Origin of the sequence: Streptomyces sp. NPDC005303 (genome assembly GCF_040607335.1) — a bacterium.
GTDB lineage: Bacteria > Actinomycetota > Actinomycetes > Streptomycetales > Streptomycetaceae > Streptomyces.
Window position 1 is genome coordinate 1 of sequence record NZ_JBEXGM010000074.1, and the last position, 5,705, is coordinate 5,705.

The following is a 5,705-nucleotide window of genomic DNA, read 5'->3' on the forward strand; positions in this document are numbered from 1 at the left end:
GAACGGTGGGGCCCTTCGACATCGTGCCCGGTGAGGCACTGGCGGAGGATACGAGATTCGAACTCGTGAGGGGTTGCCCCCAACACGCTTTCCAACTGTGGTGGTGGGGTGGCGGGACTCGTACGGGGGCGTTCACCTGCGTTCATGGGCGGCCGGCCGTGGGAGCGGCTCCCGACTTGAGTCGTCCCTGAACGGCCGTGAACGACGCTGAATGAGACGGAAACTGAGACGGGCGGCGGAGCCGTCGGTGCATACCTTGGCCCCTCAAGAACATGATCGCCTTGAGGGGCTTAACTGCAGAAAACCAGTGTTCGTCCTACACGGGCCGACCAGAGATACCACGATGTACACACCACCGCGAGAGGCCACACATGACTACTACTCTTGCCAAAGGCGGCAATGTCGTCTTGTCGGCAGCGGTCTGCCGCGTCACCCTCACCTCGCGTACAACGGGCATCGATGTCTCTGCTGTGCTGCTCGGGCAGGGTGGCAAGGTGCGGAGCGACGACGATCTGGTCTTCTACAACCACTCGTCGCAGGACGGGATCGTACTGAAGGGGCAGACAATCGTCGCGGACCTGGCCGCGGTCCCCACGACAGTCGACCGAATTGCGGTCGTCGCCAGCATCGACCCCCAGCTACGGGCTACTCACTTCGAGGCGAGCAACACCCCCCATGCGGTCATCGAATGCGGTAGCGCACGGATCACGTTTGCGCCGCCGTCCTTCATGCATCGCGAGACGGTGGTCATCCTCATCGAGCTCTACAGACGAGCAGGCAGTTGGAAGGCAAGAGCAGTAGGCCAAGGATGGGACACAGGGCTGGCGGGTCTGGCCTCGAACTTCGGCATCGTTGTCGATGACCCCGGGCCGTCCACGGTGCAAACCTCATCTGCGGCGACGCCCGCGCAGACCCGGCACGCGCGTGCTGCGCCGCAACCAACCTACGCACCGCACATCTCGCCGGCAGTCGCACCAGTCCCGTCGACGACACCGGTTCGCCCTCTCGTCCCGCTAGGGAAAGTCGCCCTCGCCAAGGCTGGCCAGGCGACCATTGACATGCGCAAGGACGACCCGAGCCTCGTCGTGACAGCCACACTTGAGTGGAACGGTGGAAGCGTAGCCCGAAGACAAGCTGGCGCTGACCTCGACCTGTACGCCCTCTATGTCCCTGGAAGCCTTGTCACCCCGCCTGGCAAGCGCCCGAACAAGTCAGATGAGGTCGTCTACTACCGACAACTCGGAACGCCCTTCGCACCGCCCTACATCGCCCTGGATGGCGACTCCCGGGTGCCGGGCCGCGAGACCATCACCATCCGTCGCCCCGACCTCCAGGGGTACGTCCTTCTGTGTGCCTACAGCGCGGTGGAGAACGGGACCGGTTCGTTCAAGTCCTACGGCGCCCGGGCAGTCATCACCGACGGCCGGGGCTCCACCGTAACGGTGCCACTGTTCAACAACCGCAACTTGTCGTACTGGGTTGCCATTGCATTGATCGACTTCACCGTTCCCGGTGGTGTCCAGATCCGACACGTGGAGAAGTACAGCGGCAGCCACGTTGAGGCGCGCCCCACACTGTACTCGAACGGGAACTTCCGAATGAGCACCGGAAAGGTTGAGTTCAAAACCAGATAGTCGGCGACGAAGCGGGGAGCAGCCCTTCTGGTTCCTGGCGTATTCCTGGGGCGGCATACAAGACTCTCTATGCCAGAGAGCCGAAGGAGAGGATGAAATTGAATCACGGCAAGCTGATGGTGATAGCGCAAGGAAAAACCTTGGATTGGCGAATTTCACTTGCAGTTGCAGCTATTCCGGCTCTAGCGTCCGTCATAGCCGCCGTCATTGCCGCCCGTTCGGCACGGAGGGCGAAAAAGTCTGAAATCGATGCACAGCACCTTAGGGATCTCGAAGCAAGAATATCGGAGAAGAAGTATGACGTATACAAACCCATGATCAACCTTCTCAAAGACATCCTCAACCAACGCGTGATGTCGGAAGATGAGTTCAAGAGTCTAATTTCTGAATTCTCGGCCTGGGTTACAATTTTCGGCTCAGATCAAGCGGTCATAGCTTTCCATAATTTCATGCAAGCGACGTATGTGCCTGAAACGCCTCCCGCTATCTTGATGAAGCTCTATGCCGAGTTCGTTCTTGCTGCGCGCCGCGATATGGGGTATCCGGATACTGCGATCGGCGCAAAGCACTTCCTGGGTATGCGTATCAGTGATCTGTACAGTCACGACCAACTCGCCAAAGTAGATATGCCGCTAGTTGACCTTTGTCGAGAGGTAGGTTGGACGCCCCCTTGGGAGCAAACGCCAGCAACGTAAACGCGTTTGAAATGGAACGCCAAATGCCGTCGATCAGAGCAAGCCACGACGGCTGGGCCCGTGACGACGATTCTTGAGCCCTCACCTTGAGAAGCTGAGGTGATCTTCGGTCGGTTGCTGGGCTGACTGCAGCGAAGTGGATCCGAGGACGCATCGGGCGCTCGACTTGCACCCGGTGATCCCCGTGATTCCCCGCAGGATTTGGCACGGCGTCTGACACACTCGGTCGAGTGCGGGCCCCGGGGCCGCTGCTGGGTACAACGCGTCGGTGCGTGGAACGACAGGGCACGCGTATGCCAGGGCGCCCCAGCATGGAGCCGAAGTATGGCCAAGTTGCCTAAAGCGCTGACAATGGCTCAACCCTTTTGGGATCATCGATCTATGTTGCTGAGTCTCCTACCTGGGCTACGGGATGTCCGCACGCCACTTGCGGCGGGACTTATTTACCTGCTGACAGCTTGGCTCTTCCTTGCACCCGGCATTCCGAAGCGAGATCAGGCTACGGGTGTTATCAAATCCCTCTACGACCTGTCTGAGATTTGCGGTAAGCCGGCTTCGCTTGCCACAGTTGCCTTCTGCGCCTATCTGATTGGAAGCTTAGCTGGTGCGGCAATTGAGAAGATCACACTCTTCGCAACGTTGATCGTTCGCAAGAGCTACATGCCCTCTCTTAGTCAAGAGGCGGAAGCGGATCTGATCTCCTTTCTGATTTCGGAACTCGTTGGCGTGCCGTTCAGAGAGGTGAGGTTCAGCGGGCGAGGGAATAATTCTAGCCCATACAATATCGTGGCCATGACTATCTCCATAGGAGATCGTCGATCGGAGATGGGGCTCGCCTATACTCATTTGGAAACCGGTTTGGGGTTTGAGCGGAGTCAGCTGCGCATCAAACTCCTAATTACCAAGCCTGAAATCTATGGGGAGTACGATCGCTACACTGCAGAGGCCGATTTTCGGCTCGGTGTCGCAGTAGCCGGTATTGGATTGATCTCTGCCTGGGCCATTATGGGGTCGGCGTGGTGGTGGCTCGCACTCGCTTGCCCTATCCTCCTTGTGCCCGCCGCCTTAATGAAGAGCAGGCAGGCTAATGACCTATTGATTCAGACGATTGTGGCCGGTGAACTCAGCTCCTCAACACTCGATGCAGTCGTGCGTAAATGGAGGACTGACCATGGTGAAGAAACCAACATGCCTGCCACAGACGGAGACGCAGCCCCTGACGCTGACTCCCCGCCCGGTCAGATGTCGGCGCCTGTGTGAAGATGTCGGCCTCTATAGCGGTGGTGGCCTACTGGATCGGGAGCCGACACGAATCGCCCGGTCGATCTAGACACTATTGGATCACTCGTTCAATCGATTCCGTTAGCAAGTCATAGATGACTTCCTGTTGGTGTTCCGCCATACCAGCCAGGGGGGACTTGGGGTCGTTGACCGCCTGAAAGCGAGAAAGTTGAGGATCGCGTGGAAAACGGCATGCTTTAACAACTACGGGAAGGATTCTTGTCCCCTCGGCTTCAGCCTTCATCAAGAGTGGTGGAAGCTCGTTTTCGACAATAAAATCCGAAGCGAGGAAGTCTGCCGAAATCAACAGGATGGCAATACGCGCTCGATCCAATGCGTCTCTGATTTCCTCGCGCCATGCGTCTCCCGCTTCGATCCTTGTGTCAGACCACGCGTCGATAATTCCTTGGCGTTCCAGGGGGCGCAGGTGCACGAGCAGTCGGCGAAGATACTTCTGGTCGACGTGGCTGTAGCTGATGAAGACTGCTCTCTTGGGCTCGCTTTGAAGCCACTCTGAAGGCTCGACACTTGGTTCTGCCTGAAGGTTGCGAAGATCTTTCAAAAATGCGCTCTCGAGATTCTTCGTATCGCGTAGCGAGTTACCATAAATGAGCGTTCGGTAAGATGCCATGTCGGCCGGAATTTCTCCGCCAGATTCCGCGATGAGTACCACATGCACCCCGGCTTCGCGGGCGATACCCAGCATGTACCCCACGTGGAATCTTGCCCTAGTGACGTCAAATACGGCGACATCGGTTTCTGGGAATTCCTTCTTAATTTCTGAACCGATGGCGCGAGGAGCGAAATCCCTTGGATTGATAAATGTAACCTCCCCCAATTCCGCCACTGCTGTTGCGTCGGCCAGTTTCCGCATTACTCGCCGAGTTGAATCCCTATCGTTGAGGAAGAATGCAATCTTCATGGAGAGAGCCTAGCGTAAATGTGCGGAGCGCACACGGTAAGGGAAAGTCGCCGCGTGTGAGGTCGGTGGAGTCTCAATGGGCGAGTCAAGTGCCGCAGCGGGCGATCAGTACCCGAAGAAGTGAAGGGGCGGGTCTCTGACCTGCGCCCGTTTAATCGATCAACGCTGCGACCTGCGACTTAGCCGTCGGTAGTTGTCAGCGTTGGTCGTCGTTGAGTGCCCTCTGACGGCCCGAGGACGGCCCAGAAGGCGGCGTGCGGGGAGACGGCGGGGCCATGCTCGGTGTCGCCGCGCTAGCCGGTTGGAGCTGGAGTTCTTGTCTCGCCGCCAGAACAAAGGCCTTGTGGTTCTCCATGAGGCCTTGGAAGAAGGCAATTCCCTGACTACTCGCTGAGGGGTTGTCCCTGTGCGCTTGGCTGGGATCCCACGCCTGCATTGCTCCGAGGTAGCCGTTGACGGCCGCCATGACATCTTCACTTTCGGTAATGAGTAGCACCTCTGCGATGCACTGAGTCACGGCCTTGATCGCTTCTGGAAGGCTCGCCTGTGCCTCTGACGTGGTGCGGTAGAGCGGGCTGTCCTCCCCGGCCGGAGGAGTCGGAGGGAGTGCGGACTTTGTAAGCCAGGTCCACTGGAACTTCCCAGCGGCGTCCGTCTGGCTCTCCATGCACCGTGCGTACAAGACCCGACGTTCCTGCCAGAGTCGATCAGCACGCGCTTCCTTGCTGGCCCGCTTCTGATCATCGACCTGCCAGCGCCGCCCTCTGCCTGCCTGTAGAGACTGAGCCGCTACACCGACAATGACACCTATCAGCCCTGCGATGGCTCCCACGAGTGCGTCCATTGATCAGCAGGGTACGGTTCCACGGAGGTCGGCGGAGCGACTTTGGGCTGGAGCTGCCATGGGGCGAGTGATCATGGCCCCGTAAGCTTCCGGCGAGTCGGGCAGTCTGTGGACCTGCCCGTTAAAGCACGACGTTGGGGCCATGATCTTCGAGGCTCGCCCCATGGTGGCTGCCTAAAGTCGTGGAGCCGACCGCCCCAGCCACGACGTGTTCTGACCTCATGCCCGTATGCCTGCCTCTTGGGCGGGAGCGGGCGGCCGGCGGCGCCTAGCGGGGCGGAGACACCTTCGATGTCCGCCCACATGGGCGAGACCTGCGGCGCTCCGTC

The 5,705-nt window shown here is 59.0% G+C and carries 5 protein-coding genes; 3 read left to right on the forward strand and 2 right to left on the reverse strand.

Annotated elements, in window-relative coordinates; all coding sequences use genetic code 11:
• Positions 1-371 precede the first annotated feature (371 nt).
• The 3 genes from ABZT93_RS40190 to ABZT93_RS40200 all read left to right on the forward strand — a co-directional run bounded on the left by ABZT93_RS40190 (position 372) and on the right by ABZT93_RS40200 (position 3,589).
• A complete protein-coding gene (locus ABZT93_RS40190) occupies positions 372-1,634 on the forward strand; it encodes a TerD family protein (protein WP_356114069.1) in 1,263 nt (420 codons plus the stop codon).
• A 92-nt stretch (positions 1,635-1,726) separates the two neighbouring features.
• Positions 1,727-2,329: a hypothetical protein gene (locus ABZT93_RS40195; RefSeq protein WP_356114071.1), complete on the forward strand. Its 603-nt coding sequence runs from the start codon at positions 1,727-1,729 to the stop codon at positions 2,327-2,329.
• Between the two features lie 324 nt (positions 2,330-2,653).
• Positions 2,654-3,589 (forward strand): hypothetical protein, encoded by a 936-nt coding sequence (locus ABZT93_RS40200; RefSeq protein WP_356114073.1) that lies wholly within the window; start codon positions 2,654-2,656, stop codon positions 3,587-3,589.
• 73 nt (positions 3,590-3,662) lie between these two features.
• Here the strand turns inward: ABZT93_RS40200 and ABZT93_RS40205 are convergent, their stop codons facing one another.
• Together ABZT93_RS40205 and ABZT93_RS40210 are read right to left on the reverse strand one after the other, a co-directional pair.
• On the reverse strand, positions 3,663-4,532 hold the full coding sequence (locus ABZT93_RS40205) for a toll/interleukin-1 receptor domain-containing protein (RefSeq protein ID WP_356114075.1): 870 nt from the start codon (positions 4,530-4,532) through the stop codon (positions 3,663-3,665).
• A 196-nt stretch (positions 4,533-4,728) separates the two neighbouring features.
• Positions 4,729-5,376, reverse strand: a complete 648-nt coding sequence (locus ABZT93_RS40210) for a hypothetical protein (RefSeq protein ID WP_356114077.1) — start codon at positions 5,374-5,376, stop codon at positions 4,729-4,731.
• Positions 5,377-5,705 lie beyond the last annotated feature (329 nt).